13 protein-coding genes and 1 tRNA gene are annotated in these 23,750 nt (G+C 38.5%); 6 read left to right on the top strand and 8 right to left on the bottom strand.

Annotation, left to right across the window (positions count from 1 at the left end):
• Window positions 1-1,240: 1,240 nt before the first annotated feature.
• From pncB to aroA, 5 genes are all read right to left on the bottom strand, one after another.
• Entirely contained in the window at window positions 1,241-2,545 is a 1,305-nt protein-coding gene (gene pncB / locus ACFILO_RS00385; protein ID WP_375611404.1) for a nicotinate phosphoribosyltransferase, read from the bottom strand.
• Window positions 2,546-2,677: 132 nt separating this feature from the next.
• A complete protein-coding gene (locus tag ACFILO_RS00390) occupies window positions 2,678-11,248 on the bottom strand; it encodes a GH36-type glycosyl hydrolase domain-containing protein (protein ID WP_375677685.1) in 8,571 nt (2,856 codons plus the stop codon).
• Between the two features lie 226 nt (window positions 11,249-11,474).
• The gene (gene rpsA / locus ACFILO_RS00395; protein ID WP_026500132.1) at window positions 11,475-13,175 is read right to left on the bottom strand and encodes a 30S ribosomal protein S1; all 1,701 of its coding nucleotides are present in this window, start codon (window positions 13,173-13,175) and stop codon (window positions 11,475-11,477) included.
• 131 nt (window positions 13,176-13,306) lie between these two features.
• On the bottom strand, window positions 13,307-13,954 hold the full coding sequence (gene cmk, locus ACFILO_RS00400) for a (d)CMP kinase (protein ID WP_375611402.1): 648 nt from the start codon (window positions 13,952-13,954) through the stop codon (window positions 13,307-13,309).
• Window positions 13,951-15,279 carry a 3-phosphoshikimate 1-carboxyvinyltransferase gene (aroA, locus tag ACFILO_RS00405; RefSeq protein WP_375677686.1) on the bottom strand — a complete coding sequence of 443 codons (1,329 nt, stop codon included), beginning with the start codon at window positions 15,277-15,279 and terminating at the stop codon, window positions 13,951-13,953. Before aroA ends, cmk begins: the two co-directional genes overlap by 4 nt.
• 187 nt (window positions 15,280-15,466) lie before the next feature.
• Here aroA and ACFILO_RS00410 point away from each other — a divergent pair, with 187 nt between their 5' ends.
• Both ACFILO_RS00410 and ACFILO_RS00415 read left to right on the top strand, forming a co-directional pair.
• Window positions 15,467-15,847: a TIGR02300 family protein gene (locus ACFILO_RS00410; protein WP_375611400.1), complete on the top strand. Its 381-nt coding sequence runs from the start codon at window positions 15,467-15,469 to the stop codon at window positions 15,845-15,847.
• Between the two features lie 118 nt (window positions 15,848-15,965).
• Window positions 15,966-16,041: transfer RNA gene (locus tag ACFILO_RS00415), tRNA-Ala, on the top strand.
• Window positions 16,042-17,642: 1,601 nt separating this feature from the next.
• On the opposite strand, the gene ACFILO_RS00420 is transcribed toward ACFILO_RS00415, so the two are convergent.
• Both ACFILO_RS00420 and ACFILO_RS00425 read right to left on the bottom strand, forming a co-directional pair.
• The gene (locus ACFILO_RS00420) at window positions 17,643-18,230 is read right to left on the bottom strand and encodes a hypothetical protein (protein WP_375611399.1); all 588 of its coding nucleotides are present in this window, start codon (window positions 18,228-18,230) and stop codon (window positions 17,643-17,645) included.
• Between the two features lie 111 nt (window positions 18,231-18,341).
• Window positions 18,342-19,523 carry a DNA recombination protein RmuC gene (locus ACFILO_RS00425; RefSeq protein WP_375612812.1) on the bottom strand — a complete coding sequence of 394 codons (1,182 nt, stop codon included), beginning with the start codon at window positions 19,521-19,523 and terminating at the stop codon, window positions 18,342-18,344.
• A 90-nt stretch (window positions 19,524-19,613) separates the two neighbouring features.
• Between ACFILO_RS00425 and def the strand changes: the two genes are divergently transcribed.
• The 3 genes from def to truA are packed head-to-tail and all read left to right on the top strand — an operon-like array spanning window position 19,614 to window position 21,824.
• A complete protein-coding gene (gene def / locus ACFILO_RS00430) occupies window positions 19,614-20,150 on the top strand; it encodes a peptide deformylase (protein ID WP_375612811.1) in 537 nt (178 codons plus the stop codon).
• Window positions 20,150-21,079, top strand: coding sequence for a methionyl-tRNA formyltransferase (gene fmt, locus ACFILO_RS00435; RefSeq protein ID WP_375620855.1), 930 nt, complete (start codon window positions 20,150-20,152; stop codon window positions 21,077-21,079). Before def ends, fmt begins: the two co-directional genes overlap by 1 nt.
• 1 nt (window position 21,080) lies before the next feature.
• Complete coding sequence (gene truA / locus ACFILO_RS00440; RefSeq protein ID WP_375612809.1) at window positions 21,081-21,824, top strand: tRNA pseudouridine(38-40) synthase TruA; 744 nt, start codon at window positions 21,081-21,083, stop codon at window positions 21,822-21,824.
• A 32-nt stretch (window positions 21,825-21,856) separates the two neighbouring features.
• On the opposite strand, the gene ACFILO_RS00445 is transcribed toward truA, so the two are convergent.
• Window positions 21,857-22,720 carry an LOG family protein gene (locus ACFILO_RS00445; RefSeq protein ID WP_375611394.1) on the bottom strand — a complete coding sequence of 288 codons (864 nt, stop codon included), beginning with the start codon at window positions 22,718-22,720 and terminating at the stop codon, window positions 21,857-21,859.
• A 106-nt stretch (window positions 22,721-22,826) separates the two neighbouring features.
• Here ACFILO_RS00445 and dapD point away from each other — a divergent pair, with 106 nt between their 5' ends.
• Window positions 22,827-23,675: a 2,3,4,5-tetrahydropyridine-2,6-dicarboxylate N-succinyltransferase gene (gene dapD / locus ACFILO_RS00450; protein ID WP_375611393.1), complete on the top strand. Its 849-nt coding sequence runs from the start codon at window positions 22,827-22,829 to the stop codon at window positions 23,673-23,675.
• The last annotated feature ends 75 nt before the right edge of the window (window positions 23,676-23,750 follow it).

A 23,750-nucleotide genomic window follows, 5' to 3' on the forward strand; every position in this document is an offset into this window, starting at 1 on the left:
GTCATTATTTTTGTAAAGCATGTTTGTATGAATCTCTACATATACATCATTAAAAAGTCATTGATATGATAGTCATTTCTTTCTAAAAGACATTTCGTTTGTTTTCATATCTCTTAATGAGGATATAATACAAAGCTTACTAAACACCATCATTTTTATACTTATACAGTTAAGAAGCCGGTCTATTATATCAATCTTTAATGTTACATCTGTTATTAACTTAAGAATAATTCATAAGAAACAACAGAGTTTTTCAAATGGTTTTATATATACACGCATTCTTATTATAATATGCGAATAAATAATTTCTCTGTCTTTGTATAAAGCTTATTCGAAATAAAAATATTATTGCATTCTCTGTTTTTAATAAAGTCATGCCCCTCACGTAAAACAAAAGGTCTCCCAAATCATGTTATTTACACATTTATTTTAATGAAACATCTCCCAACACTTTACTCATTTCATAATAGCAGACCATACATGGATAAAGTAAAATCTCATTGTAACGTGTATAAAATCTATTTGAGCACCATCATCCTTGCCTTTCAAAATGCACACCAATAGTCACCATGCTATTTGTCATCCTCCAATGTTGCCTTAGTAATTCCTAATGCTACAATTATAGCTTGTCATCTGGTTTTGTATATTTTGACACTAGATTTTGTACCAATTTATTTTTTCAAAGAGTTTAAAGATGTTCTCAAAGGGTTTTGAAAGCCTTTTCTCATTTTTACTTATGGAAACGCACTTTTTTCTGATTTTCGGTAATTTTTGCAATTTTAGGTGTCAAAATCTATTTTGATAAAACGCGCATTGAATGGTCAAAATTGTACATAAAAACAACAAATTACCACGTATTCCTACTTAATCCAACCTCTTCCCACTTAGTATAAAACCTACTGTCAAACTACAACAATAACCCTTAGAACTTGAAAACCTTCATACATGCAAGGAGATGAGTGTGCTTGATTTAACAGGGTTAAAATGAGAAAATCTCCTTGGCTAAACTTCCTTGGCCCGTTAAGTATTTTTTTAATGCGTCGTAAATATTTTTAAGTCTTATCTATCGCGCCTTATGTAAGTGAAGCGTATGCGTGGTAGGCCAAGTAGAATCTGCTCAAAAACAGCCGAACTGTTTACAGACCAGCAAAGGTTAAGAATCCTCGTCCTTAGGGTAGGACAAAAATCAATCTTATAAACAATATGATGGATCAATATACTTGTTTTAAAGAACCGGAAACTATGTCTTTATAGGTCTAGCAATTCGTTTTTTATTACCAAAAAAATTGAGATAACGTTGTACTTCTTTTGAATCACCGATCGTTTTTTCAGGATTATCTGAAAGTTTTACGGCTGGTCGACCATTGGCATAGGTCACCTTACAAACAAGGGAAAGAGCATCAAGAGTTTCGATTTCCTGAGGTGCACAGCCTGTAAAATCATTGGTAAGATCCGTGCCCCATCCAAAACTCATGCGCACTTTACCATGGAAATGATGATAGGTTTTTTCAATTGTATTGACATCAAGAGCATCAGAAAAAATTAAAAGTTTTTTGCGTGGATCTTTTCCTTTTTCTTTCCACCATTGAATAATACGTTCACCACCTTCAATAGGAGGCGCACTATCGGGTCTGAAACCCGTCCAATCAGCGACCCAATCTGGTGCATTGCGTAAAAATTCTTCTGTACCAAAGGTATCAGGTAATACAATGAGAAGATTTCCACCATAATAACGATTCCAATCTTGCAAGACTTGATACGGAGCTCTGCGTAATTCATCATCATTGTTGCTGAGAGCCGCAATAACCATAGGCAATTCGTGTGCATTGGTTCCAAGAGCTTCTAAATCCGTATCCATGGCAAGAAGAACATTAGAAGTTCCAGTAAAAGAATGACCAATGCCTTCTTTTAATGCTTCCACACACCAGCGCTGCCATAAAAAAGAATGGCGACGCCTTGTCCCAAAGTCAGATATTTTAATATCAGGCAATTTTTTGAGACGTTCAACTTTACTCCACATTTTTGCTTTAGCACGCGCATAAAGTACATCAAGAGCAAAACGATCTAGTTTTTTGAGAGCAGCACGTGAACGTAATTCACTAATAATAGCAAGAGCAGGAATTTCCCACATGGAACTATGGGCCCAGGGTCCATGAAAATGAAGGATATATTGGCCATCTTTGCGGGTGAGTTCATATTCTGGAAGTTGAAAATTCTCAAGCCACTGAAGAAAATCCGGTTCAAAAATTTGTTTGCGTCCATAAAATGTATTACCAGCAAGCCAAATCATTTCTTTTTTTGTAAAGCGCAAACTAAGAGCATGATCAAGTTGGGCACGCAATTCACTCTCATCAATATCGTCGGCAAGACGTATTGTTTTAGAGCGATTTATGAGGGAAAAAGTAACATTAACATTAGGATATAACCCCCAAATCATCTGCACCATTAGAAGCTTATAAAAATCCGTATCAAGAAGTGACCGAATAATGGGATCAAGTTTCCAAGTGTGATTGTAAACACGTCTAGCAATATCCGGATGATTCATAACCTTTTTCTTTCATTTTCATAAAATCTAAAATATTATGCACCAACACGGCTAATATAGGCGGTGCAATATAACAACTCTACAGTTTTGGACAAGAATAAAAAGTCTGCTCTCTTTTTTCATCTTTAATCTTTAAGATTTGACAATACGTATAATTTCATGCTGACCTGTTTTTTGTAACTTTATCCCTATATGAACTTCGGTATATTCTTTGCTATTAATATAGAGCATATTTTTAGGTCCCCATTTTACTTTAATGCAATAAACGGCATCATAAAACTTCATTGTTGCTTCATATTTTGGCCAAATAGAGGGTAAATGTGGCTGCAAAAACAATAGGTCTCCCTGACGCTGTATTCCAAGAATAGCTTGTGTTGCGGCGCGATAAAACCAACCGGCTGAACCTGTATACCAAGTCCAACCGCCTTGACCACATCGTGGTTCAACAGCATAAATATCTGCGACCATTACATAAGGTTCAACACGATAAATTTCAGGATCTTGTCCATGGGTAATTGGGTTTATCATAGAAAATAAAGCATAAGCTTTATCGTTTTGTTCCATTTCAGCCAACGCAAAAATACTCCAAATGGCACCATGCGTATATTGACCACCATTTTCTCGAATTCCTGGAGGATAACCTTTTATATAACCAGGCTCGAGCGTACTTTTATCAAAAGGCGGCCAAAAAAGGCGAATGAGTCCGCCTTTTTTATCATAGAGATGTTCCAACATTGATGTCATTGCTTGTTTTTGACGTTCAGGCGATGCCATTTGAGAAATGATAGCCCAAGATTGAGCAATGGTATCAATTTGACATTCATCATTGATTTTAGAGCCAAGAGGTGTTCCATCATCAAAATAACCACGTCGATACCAAGCACCATCCCAACCATTTTTCTCTAGGCATTTTGTTAAATGTTCAAGGTACGTACTCCATATTTGCATATGGCTATTGTCACCACGTTTTTTGGCTAAAGAGATAAATGCTTGTAATGTGTACCCAAGAAACCATCCTAACCAAATGCTTTCGCCTTTTCCTTCCACACCGACCAAATTCATGCCATCATTCCAATCCCCACCTAAAATAAGAGGGAGACCATGTGGTCCGCAGCGTTTAATGGCAAGGTCTAAAGCTAAAACACAATGTTCATAAACTGTTGCAACCTTTGGGGATTGGGTGGGTTGAAAATAAGCATCCTGTTGCCCACTTTTGAGAACATCACCTTCAATAAAAGGAATGAGCGTATCAAGAAAAGCGTCATCACCAGTGGTAGTGACATAAAGAGCTGTTGCATATGCAAGCCAAACGATATCATCAGAAATGTATGTACGAACACCAGCATTTGTGTCAGGCAACCACCAATGTTGCACATCACCTTCAAGAAATTGGTGCGCTGCTGCATTTAACAATTGTTCACGTGCTAATTGTGGTTCCAGCAATAACAAAGACAAGCTATCTTGTAACTGGTCACGAAAACCAAATGCACCACTCGCTTGGTAAAAGCCTGCGCGTGCCATGATGCGGCATGCGTAGATTTGATAAGGAAGCCAATGGTTGACCATAAGATTAAAAGAAGCATCAGGTGTTTTGACTTGGAAAGGAGAAACAAAATCACTCCATTGCTGTTTTTGTTTTGTGAGCTGAATTTCAAAATCACTTGCACGTACTTGATTGAGTAATTTTTCAGCTTCTTGCCTATTTTCAGCACTGCCAAGATAGAAGATGATTTCTTTTGTTTGCCCTGGTTGAAGATCAATATCATAGGCGAATGCTGAACAAGGATCACATCCTGCTTCAATGGTATTTGAAAGAGCAGCGGCTTTACGGATCGCATTTGGACGTGTTACGGTTCCCGTTGCACCAATAAATTCAGCGCGATTGGTCGTCGTGCTGGTTGGCATTTCGGATGCTGATAAAAATGTAACTTGTTGAGATTTCTCGATGTGATAGGGATTTTGAATAAAATGTGCACCCCATCTGGTCTCATAAGAGGAAACAATAAAGGGGGCATATTTTGTACGGACATTTCCCAAAACCCATTCAACATAATTATAAAGGCGTAAACTGCGTGGTTTTTTCCCTTCATTCGTAAGGATAAGACGTGAAAAGCGAATAGGTTTTTCGGGATCAAGTGTATGAGTCAGTTCTAATGCGATTTCTGAATGTGTTGATTTAAAAGTTGAGAATCCAAACCCATGACACGCCTCATAGACAATATTTTCGTCACATTCAACAGTAGAAACGGGTGAGAAACGTTTTAAAGACTGGCGATCAACCAGATAAAGAGCTTCTCCTGGTCGGTTAGACGTTGGATCATTCGCCCAAGGAGTTAGTTGATAATCGCGGCTATTGTTAGCCCAAGTAAAAATTGCACCTTCAGCAGAGACATGAAAACCAAATCTGTGATTAGCAATGACATTAATCCACGGATGCGGTGTAGTGGTACGTCCATGAAGACGTATTACATAATGATTGTGCTGATTAAAACCACCGTAACCATTCCAATACCTTAGATCTTCTCCATTTGGGAGAAAAGAGGATGGTTTTTGTTGGCTAATAAGACCAATGGAAGAAAAAAGATTTTGTTCAGTTTGTGTTGTAAATTGCTGTCCTTCGTTATATCTTGGCAAGTCTAATTGATCATAAGGTTCTTGATAATTTTTACGAACTGTGAGATTAAAATCATTCTCATCAAGTCGTTTAAGTTGTTCAGATAAAGAGCCATTTTGGGCATCAAGAACGATACGCGCTGATGCAAGAAGCGTTTTAAAACTCTGTTCACTCATTTGATCGCGTCGAAGCATGAAAATATGTTGGCGTTCATCTGCTTTTTGCGTGTGGTGATAATAAGATTCACAGACCCACTCAAGAGCGCGTTGTGTACTTTGTATATAAGAAAATGTTTGTTCATTAAGAATGACCAAATCAACAATGAGTCCACGCATACGCCAATATTCATGTGCTTTAAGGAGCTCGCGCAGTACAGTTATATTTCCCTCGTTATTTAATCTAAGAAGACAGAGTGGATTGTCTCCTGAGATAGACATGGGCCAAAGATTAGACTGTTTTCCTAGCGTTTTTGCTAATATTTCAGAAGGAAGACGCCACGTTCTTTCTGGATAAATAAGCGGTGTTGCATATTTTTGATAGACAATAGCTTCTTTAAGCTGGGTTCCGCTCTGATACAGTGCGACTTGTGAGCGCGTCCATGCCATTGAAAGTTCTTTTTGAAACATATCAGGTTGTCGATAATGTTTAATATGATTATTTAGCGCTTCTTTTGTATGAGCAGCAAAAGTCCAAAAAATAAGTTCTGCTTTTTCATGGGCTGAAATTTTTATACGGCATCGCAATGACATAACAGGGTCAAGAACACAACCTTGACTGTTACTGAAACGAGCATTTTGGTCAAATGCAGCGGGTCGATGAATGGATCGCCCCCGACCAATAAACAGAGAGCGATCTGTTTCAGCTTCTGTCTCTTGGAGAATATCTGTTGTACTAGAAACAAAATGGGTAACATAGATTTCAGGATCACTAGGCGAGCGTTTGCGCCTTTTGGCAAAAATTGTTTTACCTTCTTCAGTAATTTCTGTCTCTATAAACATACGGGAAAAAACAGGATGAACTTGGTCTGTATCCATCGTGGCAAGCGCTAATTCACCATAAGAAGTCACTTCAATGAGTCGGTCTTTATTTGTCGTATTCATCAGTTGAATACGTCTCCCTTCGCCACATCCTTCAGATGTAATAAGACATTCAAGTGTTGATTTAATACCATCAACCATTTTTGTATATTCAGCCTTTTCATCTGTAAAAATGCTGACAGCTTCTTCTTCAATAACACGTGTTGGCTCACCAGTAACAGACCACCACCGTCCACTATGCGTATCACGTAAGAAGAATAAAGTACCTTGTTGATCTTCTGTTGCATCAGGAATAAAGCGCGTAATCGCATAATCGTGCCAACGGCTGTAACCAGAACCGTTCGCTGTTAACATGGTAGAATAAAAGCCATTAGACAAAAGTAAAGTTGCTCGTGGTTTGAGTAACGGGTTTGTAATAATGCGCAAAGGGGCTGCGTCAAATGCTTGAGACTTATTGCGCATACGATTAACAGCTTTGGTATGAATAATAGGAATGAGATGAGGCGCTCTTTCCTGTAAGAGCAATTGTGTTGCTTCAATAACGGGATCACGGTGAAAACGATCACGCATTCGCCCTTGAAAAATAACATTGTTAAGAGCAAGGATAGACATGCCATGATGGTGCGCATAATAATTGCGTATAATGGCGTATTTTTCCCCTGTTTTCACGCGTGTTGGAGTAAAATCAACAGAGTCATAATAACCATATGTTCCTAAAGCTCCAAGATCACGGAGTCGTTTTAAATTAGCGACAGCGCAAGCAGGAGCATATTGTGCCGCTAGAAGGCTGGCATAGGGAGCAATGACAGCATTGCGTGAAAGACCACGTTGGAGTCCGAGGTTTGGAACACCAAAATGAGCGTATTGGTAATTCATTAAATGATCGCGAGCATTAAATGCGGCTTCTGAAATACCCCATGGCAATTCCCGTTTATGGGCATATTGTATTTGACAACGAATAATCAATCGATTTGTTTGATCTAGGAGAGATCCTAAAGGTTCATGCATTACGAGAGATGGCATAAGATATTCGAACATTGATCCAGACCATGATAGGAGTGCACCTTTCCCACCTATGGGTACGAGAAGTCGACCAAGACGAAACCAATGTTTAAGTTTTATATCTCCTTTTGCGATGGCAAAAAAGCTTGCAAGACGTGCTTCTGAAGCAAGTAGGTCATAACAATTTTCATCGAGTTTGTTTTCTTGAACACGATATCCTATGGATAAGAGATGCCGTTTAGGCTGTTCTAAAAAGTCAAATTTCATATCAAAGGCTATTTGCCTTGCCATTATAGCCAGCCTGTTTAGTTTTTTACGTAATTTTTCAGTATCACAATGAGCAGTCGCATCATTATGATGAGCGTTACAGGTGTCGATAAGGCATTTAGCCCAAGAAAGCGCACGAGCAGATTCTATCGTTTGAATTTTGTGGTCAAGTTCACCGACTAAGTGCACAATATCATGGGCTGCAAGTGAAAGATCTATGATGTGAGAAGGAATCGTATTTTCTTGTTCTATAAAAGTGAAGATAGAATCATGAAAACGAGTGATGTTTTCTTCGATTTTTTGGCGTAAAGAGCGTAAACTGGGTTGATGATCTGGAATTTCTCTGACAGTTTCTTCAAGAATAGCAAGAACATCCGATAAGCCTTCTCGATCACTTTGAAAAAAAACATGAGGTTTTTCAGCCCATTCACTTAAGGCAGAAGAGAGTGTTACCAAATGACCGGCAAGATTTCCTGAATCAACGGTTGATACATAAGTAGGCAAAAGAGGCCTGAGTGTATCCGTTTCATACCAATTATAGAGATGACCGCGGAACTTTTCCATTTTTGCAAGAGAGCGTAATGTACATTCAATACGGGTAATGGTCTCTTCAAAACCAATCCAACCAAAATCACGTGCAGCAATAATAGAAAGGAGATAAACCCCAATATTCGTAGGCGATGTACGTTGAGCAACAAGAGGTTCAGGATCTTCTTGAAAATTATCGGGAGGCAAATGGTTGTTTTGTGCATTGACAAAGGTTGCATAATAAAGCCATGTCCGCCGTGCAATAGAACGGAGTTTTTTTTCATCTTTTGAAGAAAGATAAAGGCTATCTTGAAAGGTTGAAGGTTGACTCACAATCCAAGCAATGAAGGGTGAAAAAAACCATGCTATCCCAAAAGGCAAAGCAACCAAGCTTGCAAAACTATCAGAAAAAAGAGGGAGTGCTATAGTAAGAATACCAATAAGCGATGCTGGTGCCATTGTAAAAACATAGAAACGCAAACTATTGGGTATTGATTTTGTTGCGGCAGAAGTTTTCCATTCAAGAAGATGCTGTTTTGAAATCGTCATACGATAGAGTGTACGAATAATCGCATCGGTCATAAAATACGCCGAATAAGCAAGAAACGTCGTTTTAAGAAATATATCAGCGCTTGTAAGAGCAATTTTGTTCCAAATTAATTGAAAATGTCCACGCAAAGAATGATCTATATTGGATGAGACAAGCGTTTTTAATACACATAGAATGGGTGAAATGAAGGAGCTAAACAACAAGAATAGTTGCCAGACGATTGCACTCTTTAAAGACAAAAAAGCCCATCCTGCAAATGCTGCGATTAACCACATAAGTGGAGTGAGAGAACGACGTAAATTATCCTGCATTTTCCAACGCGTCACGGAACTTATTTGACGGTGGGGAAAAAGATAAGGCAAAAGCTGCCAATCACCGCGGACCCAACGATGATAACGCATAACATCAATATTATAAGCAGTTGGATAGTCTTCAATGACTTCTATGCTACTTACCAGAGCAGTACGAGCATAACCTCCCTCTAAGAGATCATGGCTAAGAATAGTATTTTCTTTAATTTTGCCATCAAGCGCTTGTTCAAATGCATCAATATTATAAAGACCTTTACCGATAAAGGTGCCTTCTCCTAAAAGATCTTGATAAGTATCAGAAACAGCAAAAACATAAGGATCAATGCCACGGTTTATAGAAAAAACCCGTTGGAGAATTGATGTTTTTTTTCCTGTTGTAAGAGAAGGAATAATGCGTGGTTGTAAAATGCTATAGCCCTTTACAACCTTTCCACTTTGTGGATCAAAAACGGGATAATTGAGTGGATGGTTAAGCTTTCCAACAAGTTTCGCGACGCTCTCTGGAGTAAGACGTGTATCACAATCCAGCGTCATAACAAAACGGCAATCCATAGGAAGATGTGGATTGGGAGGATAAAAGCTTGTATTTTTATCGCCTCTTAAGAGCCGATTAAGTTCATGAAGTTTTCCTCGCTTTCGTTCCCATCCCATCCAACATTTTTCGCTTGTATTATAAAGGCGTCGGCGATGTAAAAGGAAAAAAAGCGGAAGTTTATCACGATGATAACGACTATTGAGTTTATCAATACTCTTTTGCGCATAGTGCAATAAATCAAGATCATCTTGCGTTTCTCTCAATGGAGCATCCACCCAATCTGTAATGAGTGCAAAATGAATGGCACCTTTAGGATTGGAAAGATAGTGCACTTCAAGATTGCGCACTTGTTCATCAATGTCAGCGCGTGATGTCATCAAAGTAGGTACAACAACCATTGTCCTTGCATGTTTTGGAATACCTTCTTTATATTCATAACCAATGAGTTGTTTTGATGGGACAAACCACGAAACAACAGTGTTAAATAAAGCAAAAGCAGCATCGATAGCAGGAAAAAGCGCCAATCCAGTAAAGCAAAAAGACATCCATTGTGTCATGCCAGATAGCTGTAAAAGGGCGTAAATTACCAGCAAAAGAGCAAGCGTCAGAAAAGAGACAGGAACGGCGATGACTCTCAATTTTGAGCAACAGGAAGCGCGTGTCCATTTTATGAGAAAGGGCGGAATATACCCACAAGCCTTTTCAAATATGCCACGACCATCATCAACAAGGTACCACCCCACACAAGAATGATGAGGCATATCTTTAGAAGTGGAATTTGCCATTTCTACAACTTTATGTGCAACTTCCAGTTCACTAAGAGGCGAAAAGCGAGAAACTTTTTCAATGACTTGTCGATAAATATTGCGTGAGTGAGCATCAATTTCAGAAAAATCACTATTTTTACGCAAAATAGAATCGACACAACTCACTGTTTCAAACCATGCTGTCCAATCAACATCATCTATAGCTTTAAGAGAACGGATAATATTTCCCATGGTCACACCATCTGCTGCTTGTCGGGTATGTTCATCAGCTGTTGCAATCTCTAAGCTACTGCCTTGGCTTTTCAATTGCTTTTCAAGCCAAGTTAATGCTACGGTTGAATCGACAGATGCACTGCGCAGGCGATAGAATAAATGTGCTGAAAAAGTTGGATCAACAGTAAATGGTTTATACTGCGTAAAAAGAGAGTGTAGATTTGTTTTATTTTCTACAAGAGAAATTTTATCAGCTACTTGACTAGCAAGATGGCGCATATGTCGCGCTTTTTCGATACGTACTGAAAGACGACGGACATTTTCAATGAGCAGCATTTGCATAACTGAAGGAAGAGCCCACAATTCACCAATTGTGAGCGCACAAACTTCTTGAAATCCGTTGGTCATAGCAGTGAGTGTTTCTTGTGAAAAGCTGCTATCGGTATGCGCAATATAAAGCCAAGTTAAAGCAAAAATTCGTGGTATTCCGGCTTTGTGTGTAGAAAGAGGAAGTTGCTTTATGAAGGACTTGGGTAGATTACGACGTAGCTTTTGTATGGTTTTATCAATGGTGTAATGATTATCAATGAGCCATTGAGCAGATGGTGCGATGGTTTCATCATTTCGAGCAGCAAAATCACTGGTATGAAAGGCATGAAGAATAAGTTTAGCATTTTCATTCAATCTCTTGCGAAAATCTCCTACTCCTTCATATTCAGGGAGTAAAATTTCTTTACCAGAAGCTATATCATGCCCTAAGTTATAAAGATCTTCCTGTACCTTATAAATTGCACGAAGAGGAAAATCCGTATTAATAAAATGATCTTTTTTCTCTTTTTGAGAAAAAAAGCACTTTATGAAAGGTATTATGCACGTCATAGTGTCCCATTGTTATTCAATTACATTGTTTTTTATTTAAATTTTAAGCATTTTATCTGAATAGTGAACCGTTGTTAGACAAAAAACAAACTTTTTGTTTTTATTTGCAAGCATTTATAATTTTTGTTTCAATAATTTAAAAATAAGCAGACAATTTTTTTATAAAATAAAAAGGTCACTCCTAATGAGTGACCTTAATAATAAAACCAACTTTAATGATTGATGATTAATCTTGTTCTTGTTTTTTCAAAGCTGCACCCAGAATATCACCAAGAGAAGCACCTGAATCTGTAGAACCATATTGTGCAACAGCTTCTTTTTCCTCTGCAATTTCTAAAGCTTTAATCGATACTGAAATTTTACGTGTTTTTTTATCAAATGCTGTGATGCGAGCATCAACCTTTTGCCCAATTGCGAAACGCTCAGGACGTTGCTCATCACGATCACGCGCAAGATCAGCACGCCGAATGGTTGTCTCAAGGTTGTGGTCAATCAATTTCACACCAATGTCATTGTCGTTAACAGCAATCACTTCGCATGTTACAACTGCACCTTTTCGCAATTCGCCAGAAGCAGCTGCTTCTCCAACTTTATCGCTGGAAAGCTGCTTAATTCCAAGAGAAATGCGCTCTTTTTCAATGTCAACATCAAGGACCACAGCCTTAACGATATCGCCTTTATTATAAGTATCAATAACTTGTTCACCAGGACGGTTCCAATCAAGATCAGACAAATGAACCATACCGTCAACATCGCCTTCAAGCCCAATAAACAGACCAAATTCTGTTTTATTTTTAACCTCTCCTTCAATTTGCGAATTGACAGGAAATTTATTGGCAAAAGCTTCCCATGGATTTTCAAATGTTTGTTTTAAGCCAAGAGAAATACGCCGTTTAGAAGGATCAATCTCAAGAACAACCACTTCTACTTCTTGTGATGTAGACAGAATTTTTCCAGGATGAACATTTTTCTTTGTCCAGCTCATTTCAGAAACATGGATCAGCCCTTCGATTCCTGGTTCAATTTCAACAAAACCACCGTAATCAGTAATGTTGGTAACAGCACCCGTAATTTTTTTACCAATCGGATACCGGACACTGATGCTTTCCCAAGGATCACTTTCAAGCTGTTTCATTCCAAGAGAAATACGGTGCGTATCTTGATTAATGCGAATAATCTGCACTTTAATCGTTTGGCCAATTGTGAGCACTTCAGATGGGTGATTAACACGCCGCCATGCCATATCTGTAACGTGCAAGAGACCATCAATCCCACCAAGATCAACAAAGGCACCATAATCTGTAATATTTTTCACCACACCTTCAACGATTTGATTTTCTTCAAGATTTTGTACGATTTCTGAACGTTGCTCAGCGCGACTTTCTTCTAAAACAGTGCGGCGTGAGACCACAATATTGCCACGACGACGATCCATCTTCAAAATTTCAAAGGACTGTGAATTATGCATGAGGGGTGAAACATCACGAATGGGACGAATATCAACTTGGCTGCGAGGCAAGAAAGCAACGGCACCATCAAGATCAACTGTAAAACCACCTTTTACTTGGCTAAAGATCACTCCATCAACGCGTGCACCAGCATTGAATTTTTCCTCCAAACGGACCCAACTTTCTTCGCGCCGTGCTTTTTCACGCGATAAAACAGCTTCACCCATCGCATTTTCAATGCGTTCAATGTAAACCTCAACTTCATCGCCAACTTGCAAAGAACCATCTTTTGCTTTAGCTCCAAATTCTTTGAGAGGAATACGTCCTTCGACTTTAAGACCAGCATCAATAATGGCCATGTCTTTTTCGATTGCAATAACACGACCTTTAACAACAGATCCTTCATTAAGATCATTAGTTTGAAAAGATTCTGTTAAAAGGGCTTCAAAATCCGCTGTTGTGGGATTGTATTGTGACATAAGAACTCCTAATATATACCTTGTATTATAAGGTATGAGCGCTAGGTTAGTGTTAACATAAGTAACTCCCTAGCCTTTTCCTTGAATAAAGGAAAAAAGTTAGCGCTAGGCTGGAAGTTACCTTAACGAATTTATCCAATTATATGCATTTTTATGATTGGATCAACAAAACTGCATGCAATTTCAAATGTTGCTTCTATACTCAATTCTGACGTATCAAGCAAGTGGGCGTTTTTTGCTGGTTTTAGTGGACTTTGTTTGCGCGTTATATCGCGACTGTCGCGCTGTTCAAGTTGAGCTAGGATTTCATGATAATTTGCTTGAACACCTTTTTTTAAAATCTCTTGGTAGCGGCGTTTGGCGCGTGTTTGAACATTGGCTAGAATATAAAACTTGATATCGGCATCAGGACAAACAATCGTTCCGATATCACGCCCATCAAGCACACAGCCGGGCAAAACTTTAGCAAAGTTGCGTTGTTTTTCGACAAGAATTTTGCGTACAGCAGGGTTAATTGCTATTTTTGAAGCCGCTTCACCAAGTTCATGAGAAGAAAGAAGAGAAGGATTTAAGGTATTAAAATCAAGTTCTTTAGCATAAATAATAGCATTTTTTTCATCATTAAGAGCTAAATTTTGTTGTAAAAGCGTATGAGCAACACTACGATAAGTAAGACCAGTATCGAGATGACGAAGGCGATAATGTGCAGCAATTTTGCGTGCTAAGGTTCCTTTGCCTGAGGCTGCAGGTCCATCAATGGCGATAACAAAAGGCTTCAAGCGATTTTTCCCCCAAGTTGTTTTATAAAAGGAATAAATTCTGGAAAGCTCGTAGCGATCATTCGTTTATCATCAATGGTAACAGGTTTTTCTGATACAAGCCCAAAAATGAGAAAACACATAGCAATTCGATGATCAAGATGTGTGGCAACATACCCACCCCCCAAACCTTTGGCAGAACCTTTTCCATAAACAATAAGAAAATCTTGACCTTCTTCACAGTCTACGCAATTAACTTTTAATCCTTGAGCAACAGCAGACAATCGATCTGATTCTTTTACACGCAATTCTTCAATTCCTAGCATCACTGTTTTGCCTTCTGCAAAGGCTGCTGCTACTGCCAAAGCAGGATATTCATCTATCATCGATGGAGCACGTTCTTTGGGCACCGTAACGCCTCTAAGGACCGATGATTTTATCCGTAGATCAGCAACATCCTCTCCACCTGTTTGACGTCGGTTCAAAAATTCAATTTGAGCACCCATTTCCCACAATGTTTCGATAAGTCCTATTCGAGAGTTATTTATCAAAACATTTTCAATGGTGATATCAGAGTCTTCTATAAGAAGGGCTGCGATAATTGGAAAAGCAGCAGAAGAAGGATCACCCGGAATATGAATCGTTTGTCCAGTAAGATGGGGTTGACCATTAAGATGAATCAAACGCGCACCTTCGTTATCTTTTTCTATTTCAAGTTGCGCACCGAATGCTTTTAACATTTTTTCCGTATGATCTCGTGTCAGAACTGGTTCAATAACAGTTGTAGTGCCGGCGGTATTGAGTCCAGCAAGCAGGATTGCTGATTTAATTTGGGAGGAAGCTATTGGAACACGGTAACGAATCGGATTAGCCATTTTCGGACCATAAAGCGTTAAAGGAAGGTGATCGTCGCGCGTTGCCTCAATTTCAACCCCCATGAGACGCAGTGGATCAAGGATACGTCCCATTGGACGTTTAGAGAGAGAAGCATCACCAATAAAGGTTGTTTTCATATGATACGGACCAACCATTCCCATAACCAAACGAGCACCTGTTCCAGCGTTTCCAAAGTCTAAAGGTTTTTGTGCAGCTAAAAGGCAACCATTCCCTGTTCCTCGTATGATCCAGAAGTCATCTTTTTTAATAATACAGGCACCCATAGCTTGCATAGCAGCAGCTGTGTTGAGTACATCAGCGCTTTCAAGTAATCCATGAATATATGTCTCACCACTTGCTAATCCTCCCAATATAAGAGAGCGATGAGAGATTGATTTATCTCCTGGTATTTGAATTTTTCCAGAGAGACTACTCGATTTATAGGTGGTTATAGGGATTGCTTTTTGCATGGAAATTCTATTTAATTCTATCTAACTTTTATGAAATTGTGCATCCTTTAGCACATGCTTTAAAAGACGTCATGAAAAAATCACTGTGGAACAGTGTATTTATCTTTGACAAAGGTATTATTTTTCGATTAAGCACCATAAAATTTATCTTTTAATGGAATAATAGTTAATCAAAGAGGCACGGTTTATGGCAAAACAAGAACTTGGAACTAAACGTGTTGATCCAGAAACAGGAAAAAAATTTTACGATCTAAATCGCGATCCTATTGTGTCGCCCTATACAGGAATTTCTTATCCGCGTTCTTACTTTGAAGTTGCAGCAGCTGAAGCAAATAATGAAGAAGAAGTTGATACTGAGGAGCTTGATACAGCACTTGAAAAATCTGCTTTTATGCTTCTTGAAGATGATGATGTGGATTCTAAAGATGACGATCTTCCTGATTTAGAAGATAGTGATGTAGATCTTGGTGATGATGATGATACATTTTTGTCTCATGATGGTGACGATGAAGATGATGACGTTACTGATATTCTCGGAGGCGGTGTTTCTAATGATGACGATGCTTAAAAGAAGTAAAAGAGGACATCTTTATCTATTGAATGTAAATTCTTCTTGATCTTCAATTTTGATCGTTCTAGAAAAGCTGGAATTGTATACTGTCTTTTTGGGACAATTTGTTTTTATAGGGGCTATAGCTCAGCTGGGAGAGCGCTTGCATGGCATGCAAGAGGTCAGCGGTTCGATCCCGCTTAGCTCCACCAAAAAGACCAACTGTTCTATCAAGGGAATCAATTATAATAAAAGATGTGTGCATCAATTTAAAAGGTTTATGTGCTATTTAATTATCATTCCAATAGCGCCTGTTCCTTGCATCTTAATGATATTATAATACATTTTTAATCATTTGTTGGATTATAAAATTTACTGTCGCAACCGTGAAAGTAGATAATTTTTTATGCTTTGCACAGAAATAGAAAATGAGCTGTTTAACCTGCGCCTTGTCTTAAAGGACAAAATTTGAATTTCCTTTACCACAATATTTCCACAAATATCATAATATGTTGGTTACCGGTATCTTTTTAAAAGATATGAAGTACTTAAACAAAGAGTAGAGAATAAAATATTAAAATATACTTCTCAATTATTGCGAATCAGAACTTTTTTCGAGTATTTTTAGCCTGATCAGATGTTCTGCCAATTAAAAATTATCCACCTTGAGTAGCGTATACCTGCTCAATACTAAGGTATATTAATACTTAAATAATATATTGAATCAATTAATTTTTTTCCTTGCACGTCATAAACAAGGTCGAGGTGTAAGAGCAAAGTGGTGCTATCATTATATGTGCTAATTCCCAATGTTACGGATAATTCTCACATTTGAGAATGTATGTTCATAAAAAAACATTTTTAGTCTTTTCTTTCACAGTTTTTATCCACATACCCATTGTGCTTGTTATGTGCAAGCCAATGGTTTTATTGATTCAACCTCAAGAGATCTGAAACGATAAAACCCTACGCCATTCGAGATTCTTACTTTAATATGAATAACGATATATTATCTTTATAAATCAATATGCTTAAACCATTTAAGAAAAAGAATAAAAATGCTTCTCATAAATATTCTCAAATGCAAAAGCTATCACAACATTGGAGACTGACTTGTTACTTCATAGGCGTTACAAATCTTTCTCTGAATATTCCCTACCCTGAATATTCATTGTGTGTAAAGTTGCATATACCTTATCATCCTATAAACGGGAGTGTTTTTACAATACAATAAGATAACTTCTTTCAATTAAGATGAACTGGATGGACGACTATGTTTTATTTCAATACAATACTAAATACACTTAGTTTTTTTGAAGACTGTAGCGCCCTCTTTATACAAAACAACGTTTTTTCGTTTAATGCATTTCTCGTTTTCTTATATTGAATATTTTACCCTTTTTATGATGCCCGAATTGCATTTGTTTTAATTGCTATTTTATACACTTAACAAAGAAAATATTCATATAATAATCAGCCAGTAATACGCATAATGAAAATAAAAAATGATATTATATTTTAAAATTTTTCTTCAATAACCTCTAGTACTTAGCCCAATGCGAAATGCCAACACTAAATAGAAAATGGTTTCTATTATAAATTTTTTTAACAAAGGAAGTAAAAATGTCGAGAGTATCTTCAAATATATTGTGTATTGCAAAAGCTTTCTGTCGCTTGAGTTTATTCTAAAAAATAACAATTTATTTCATTGAACGATCGGAAAAACGACACTATTTTATCATATCATGCGGAATTTTGCTTTCGAATAATTTTATCCCATCAATTCCCTGATTGAGATTTTCAAAAATCTTCCCTAATGCCATCCACATCTTTTTAATTGCTGTTCATAGAGCCTCGATATCCTTGCCATGCGCTGTGCTGTCTGTGAAAGCGCAGCACTGACATGCCCACCACTACGTGCATAAGCACCATGCCCCATATGATAATTTAAATAAAGGCTATATGCATCATCAAACCTCACCCCATTGCGTTGAACACTTTGGCGATGATACCAAGCAACAAAATCAGCAGCATCTGCGAAATTCGTACGCCATGCAAAAGACTTTCCTGTAGAGCGAAGATACATTGCCCATGTACTATCAAGCGCTTGAGCATAACCATAAGCTGTCGACCGACGCTTCCATGGAATAAAACCAAGTAGTTTTTTGCGTGGAGGACGTGCATTGTGACGAAAGCTCGATTCCATCTTAATGGTTGCAAGAATAATAGGCATAGGAATTCCATAGCGCATTTCCGCTCTTTGAGACACCTTACCCCAATTGTCAAAAAAACCATTTTTTTGTGCTAAAATAGCACAAGCATTATTTGTGTGGATGGGAGTGGTTGTTGCGCATCCCTCTAGCAAAAACACCAGTGCCCCTAAAAACAAAAGGTGTCGCATATTCCTATTCCTCTCGTTTAAGAAATAAAACAAGATAGAGATACTAAAAAATGATTACCAATCAATAAAGAACATGATCTAACTTGTAATATCTAAGAAGCTTGCTTTGCTTTATTCCTCATCAGCAAAACGCAATGTTTGCGACTGAGCCAATGTTGTCATTTTTGTTGGTTCAGAGTAATTTTCTTTTAATTCGACAGTTTCAATGCGATTTGCCCGTTTCATGATTTTGGAGGACGATATCAAAATTCCCTCTATATCTTCACCTGCTTTATGAAAGTGCTTCTGTAGTGCGCGAACACGCGTATCCATTCGTCCAAAATCTTCCATCAATTTTGCTACTTCTGATTGAATTAAATGCGCTTGTTCACGCATACGCGCATCTTTCATAATGGTTTGTACCACTTGGACAGAGAGCATCAACAAAGATGGTGAAACAATAATCACATGGGCTCTATTGGATTTTTGTACCAATGCCTCAAAGTCCTCATAAATTGTTGCGAAAATCGATTCAGATGGCACAAAAAGGAAAGCAGTGTCATGGGTTTCTCCAGGAATCAAATATTTTTGTGCAATATCACGAATATGAACTTCCATATCGGTACGAAATTGGCGTTCTGCCTCTTGACGCTCTTGCGCTGATTCTGCCTTACGCATAGCATTCCAAGCTTCCAGAGGAAATTTAGCATCAACAACAAGAGAAGGAGCTTTATTGGGCATATGAATGAGACAATCTGGGCGCTTTCCATTGGAAAGAACAGCCTGAAAAGCATAAGCGTTTGTTGGTAAGGCATCGGCAATAATTGCTTCCATCCGCCCTTGACCGAAAGTACCACGCGTCTGCTTATTGCTTAAAATGGACTGCAACTGAACAACTTGTCCCGTAAGCGATTGAATATTATTTTGTGCTGCATCAATCACTGCTAAACGCTCTTGCAAACGATTCAAATTTTCATAAGTGGATTTGGTCTGTACCTGAAGTGTTTGGCCTAAGCTTGTTGTCATCCCATTGAGTTGCTCACTGAGTGATTTATTCAATTCAGCCTGCCGTTGACCAAAAATTTCCGCCATCGTTTGCATTCGTCCTTGCATTTCAGCTTGTGTTTTCAGCAAGGTAGCCATCTGCATTTGTGCCTCACGTGCGCGTTCAGCAATTTCATTTTCCAAAAATGCTTTTTTTCGATGAGAATGTATCAACATAAAAAATGCCAAACAGACAAGTATAAATAAAAGCAAAAGCATTAGTTTAGAAAAAAAATCACCAGCGAGTATGGAAAAAAACGAATCAAACATAAATTGTAATATAACGCTCTTATTGTAAAAAAACGCAAGAATCCGTTATTCAATATTGACCAATAACAAACCATTGATTAATCTCTACTTATGCCAATGAGATCTTTAGTTACTTTACCTGATCCGATTTTACGGGAAGTGTCCAAACCTGTTGAGCAGGTCGATTCAGCTCTCCAAAAACTTGCGGATGACATGTTGGAAACCATGTATAATTCTAAGGGCGTTGGTCTTGCTGCTATTCAAATTGGTATACCGCTACGTATGTTGGTTATAGATGTCTCTGGAAATTCTGAAGATGAGCAGGAAAAACCACTTGTTATTATCAACCCTGAAATTTTATGGCTTTCAGATGAGCGTAATATTTACAAAGAAGGTTGTCTTTCTATTCCTGATTATTTTGCAGAAGTTGAACGTCCTAAACGCCTTCGTGTTCGCTATCAGAACCGTGAAGGAAAACAAACAGAAATTGAAGCAGACGATCTCTTAGCAACTTGCTTACAGCATGAAATTGATCATTTAGATGGGCGCCTTTTTATTGATTACATTTCAAAGATCAAACGCGATATGGTGATACGAAAATTTAAAAAACGCGCAAAAGAAAAAAACATGCAGGAAGCAGTTTTGTAATGGCTTTACGATTAAGTTTTATGGGAACACCAGATTTTTCTGTTCCTATTTTACATGCTTTATTGGATGCAGGTCATGATGTTGTTGCTGTTTATAGTCAACCCCCTCGCCCAGCAGGACGTCGAGGGCTTAAATTAATCCCCTCCGCTGTTCACACCGTAGCAAAAGAAAAATCCATTCCTGTCTTCACGCCTCAAACACTCAAAACAATCGAACAACAGGAGCAATTTGCAGCACTTTCTGTTGATGCTGCTATTGTGGTGGCTTATGGACTCCTTTTACCCAAAGCTATTCTCGAAACGCCACGTTTTGGTTGTTTTAATGCCCACGCTTCACTCTTACCACGTTGGCGTGGTGCTGCGCCTATTCAACGAGCAATTATGGCTGGTGATAAAGAAACAGGTATCATGATCATGAAAATGGATGAAGGACTTGATACGGGGCCTATCGCTCTTTCTCGCTCCATCCCCATTACTGATAACACCACCACTGCTGAGCTTTCAAACAGACTTTCACATATTGGCGCAGAACTTATGGTAGAGACTTTATCCACTCTTGAAAAAGGACAACTTAAACTGACCCCACAATCAGAAGAAGGCATCACCTATGCCGCCAAAATTAGAAAAGAAGAGACCCGCATTGATTGGACAAAACCTGCAGAGTTTATTCATAGGCATATTCGCGCGCTCTCTCCCTCTCCTAGTTGCTGGTGCAATATGAATATCGGTGGACGAGAAGAACGTGTAAAAATTCTTGATAGTCGTTTAACAACAGGTCCTTCTCTTGAAATTGGACGGATAGAACCAGATTCTTTGATTATCCATTGTGGGCAAGGACGGATAGAAATAACCTCTCTCCAAAGATCTGGCGGTAAAATTCTTGAGTGCGCAACCTTTTTGCGAGGTGCTCATATTTCTGCTGTTTTTTAAGATGCCACGTTTTAAACTCACTCTTGAATATGATGGTTCAAATTATGCTGGTTGGCAGCGTCAAGCAAAACTTCACACGATACAAGGAGCTCTTGAACAAGCAATTTTTTGCTTTAGTGGACAACAATTGACCATAACAACAGCAGGAAGAACCGATGCGGGCGTACATGCTACGGGACAAGTTGCGCATGTTGATTTTGAAAAAAACTGGCTCTCCCATACTGTGCGTGACGCGCTCAATGCTCTTTTACGTAAACAGGGAGAGGCGATTTCAATCTTAAATGTAGAAAATGTCCCTGATGACTTTGATGCACGATTTTCCGCTGTAAAACGCCATTATCTTTTTAAAATACTTAATCGTCGCTCTCCACCAGCTTTAAATGCCAAACGCGTGTGGTGGATACCAAAACCTCTTCATGCTGAAGCCATGCATGAAGCTGCGCAAAAGCTTGTAGGACAACATGATTTTACAACTTTCCGTTCAGCACATTGCCAAGCCAAAAGCCCTATTCGCACCCTTGAACGCCTCGATATTCAAAGAGAAGGTGAAGAAATTTTCCTTTATGCACAAGCTCGTTCTTTTCTTCATCATCAAATCCGTTCATTCGCAGGAAGCCTCATGGAAGTGGGTATTGGACGTTGGACAGCTCAAGATCTCGAAACAGCTCTTCATGCTAAAGATCGTAAACGTTGTGGTGTTGTTGCCCCCCCCTCAGGACTTTATTTAACCAAAGTAGAGTATTAATTATCCTTCAAGAGTGAGCATCTCAAAAGTCGTTAAGGCAATTTATAAAAAGAACGAATTTCTTCAAAAGCTTCTGCTGCTGTATTAACAAATTTCACAAAATTAATATCAGTAGGAGAAATTGTACCTTGTGCAGACAGATACTCAAAATTGACAGTATTGCTCCAAAATTCTTTGCCAAACAATAAAATTGGTACCTGTTTCATACGCCCCGTCTGTACTAAAGTTAACGTCTCAAACAGTTCATCCAGAGTTCCAAATCCGCCAGGGAAAATGGCTAGGGCTTTCGCTCGTACTAAAAAATGCATTTTGCGCATCCCCAAATAGTGGAAATTAAAACACAAATGCGGTGACACATACGAATTAGGCTCCTGCTCATGTGGTAAAATAATATTCAAGCCAATCGTTGGGGCACCAACATCACAAGCACCACGATTTCCCGCCTCCATGATTCCTGGTCCGCCCCCTGTAACAACCACAAATTCACGATATTGTGTCGTAGCAGAATAAAGTGAGCACAAACGTGCAAACTCTCTTGCTTCATCGTAATAATGTGACATAGCATGCAAATTTTTCTTTTGTATTTCATTCTTTGCAGCCCACGCTGCTTGCCCAGGTTCAGGAATACGCGCACCACCAAATAAAACAACTGTTGATTGAATATCATATTCTTTAAGGGTTATTTCCGGCTTTAAAAATTCAAGACTAATACGTTGTGAACGCAGCTCTGGACGCATCATAAAATCTTGATCGATATAGGCTAAACGATAAGTAGACGAACGCACCTGTGCTGAATTAGAGACTTTATGGATCTGTTGTAGAGCATCCTTCGTATGGAGAAGTGGCGTCCAGTTTTCTTGCTCCCTTTTTCTTTTTTCTTTACAGCTTTTTTTCATGCACCTGTCCTACTTCCTCATCGTTTTATTGACTGAACACATTTCTTCGCGTAGTTCATAGAGAATAAATCTTGAAGCTTTCAACTTGTTTAACGGAACTCTCGTCATGACCCATATCACACAACTTGAAATTATTATCGAACAAGCTTTTGACGATCGCGATTCTATCGATACTACCACAAAAGGCGAAATACGTGAGAGTGTTGAACATGCATTGAACCTTCTTGATAAAGGTGAAATCCGTGTTGCAGAACGACAAAAAAATGGACAATGGCATGTTCATCAATGGTTGAAAAAAGCGGTTTTACTCTCTTTTCGGCTTAATCCTATGCAAATTATTACTGGTGGAATCAATGGGACACATTGGTGGGATAAAGTTCCTTCAAAATTCTCTGGTTGGCAAGAGGCAGATTTTAAAAGTGCTGATTTCCGTTCCGTTCCTGGAGCCATTGTACGTCATTCTGCTTACATTGCACCCAATGTTATATTGATGCCATCCTTTGTCAATCTTGGTGCTTTTATCGATGAGGGCACAATGGTTGATACATGGACCACCGTTGGTTCTTGTGCACAAATTGGTAAACATGTCCATCTTTCTGGCGGTGTTGGTATTGGAGGTGTTTTAGAACCACTGCAAGCAAATCCAACAATCATTGAAGATCATTGCTTTATCGGTGCTCGCTCTGAAATTGTTGAAGGCTGTATTATCCGTGAAGGTGCTGTTTTGGGAATGGGAGTCTTTATTGGAAAATCAACAAAGATTATTGATCGTACAACAGGTGAAATTTTTATTGGTGAAGTACCAGCCTATTCAGTGGTTGTACCAGGTTCTCTCCCCGGAAAACCTTTACCAAATGGTGAAGCAGGCCCAAACCTTTATTGTGCTGTTATTGTAAAACGCGTTGATCAAAAAACACGAGAAAAAACATCTATTAATGATCTTTTACGTTCTTAGACACAAGATTAATGCATAATAATATTGCCTCGTTTTTTAACTTGAATAATAACCTCGAATACAAGGATTCTCTCA

Source organism: Bartonella sp. AP72JLCBS, from assembly GCF_042195705.1.
Lineage (GTDB): Bacteria > Pseudomonadota > Alphaproteobacteria > Rhizobiales > Rhizobiaceae > Bartonella.